Source organism: Trabulsiella guamensis ATCC 49490, assembly GCF_000734965.1.
Lineage (GTDB): Bacteria > Pseudomonadota > Gammaproteobacteria > Enterobacterales > Enterobacteriaceae > Trabulsiella > Trabulsiella guamensis.
Genome location: NZ_JMTB01000234.1, coordinates 1 through 397 on the forward strand (window position 1 = coordinate 1; position 397 = coordinate 397).

1 protein-coding gene is annotated in these 397 nt (G+C 56.2%); it reads right to left on the reverse strand.

What is annotated here, in order from left to right; all coding sequences use genetic code 11:
* Positions 1-55: 55 nt before the first annotated feature.
* Positions 56-397 (reverse strand): phage protein GemA/Gp16 family protein (locus GTGU_RS23715; RefSeq protein WP_038163934.1); only part of this gene is annotated, 342 nt, incomplete at its 5' end.

A 397-nucleotide genomic window follows, 5' to 3' on the forward strand; every position in this document is an offset into this window, starting at 1 on the left:
TTATCCAGAATACTGTCATCCTGGATATCACCGAAGAGATCGTGCTGTTGGTCAGTCATACGCGTACCTTCCTTACCTTGCGGGTAAACAGGTCGTTAATGGCGTTGTAACCACGATGATCAAGAAAGGCCAGGTCGCGGGGTGACAGCACTGCGGTCATCTCGCGAAGATGCCACTGTTTCAGGCTTTCCAGCACCGTCATCAGCGTATCGCCACGGCACCACGCCAGACTGGCGATCCCCTTGCCGTGGTTGAGCCTGACAGTGATTTTTGCCACGAACGCGTCAAGCGCGCTGTCGCTGCCGTCATGCACAAAGCCATCCGCATGCATCTGGTGCCAGACATGGCGAACCTTAGCGGTGACATCGGTTTCACGATGACGCCGTGCCGGAGAACG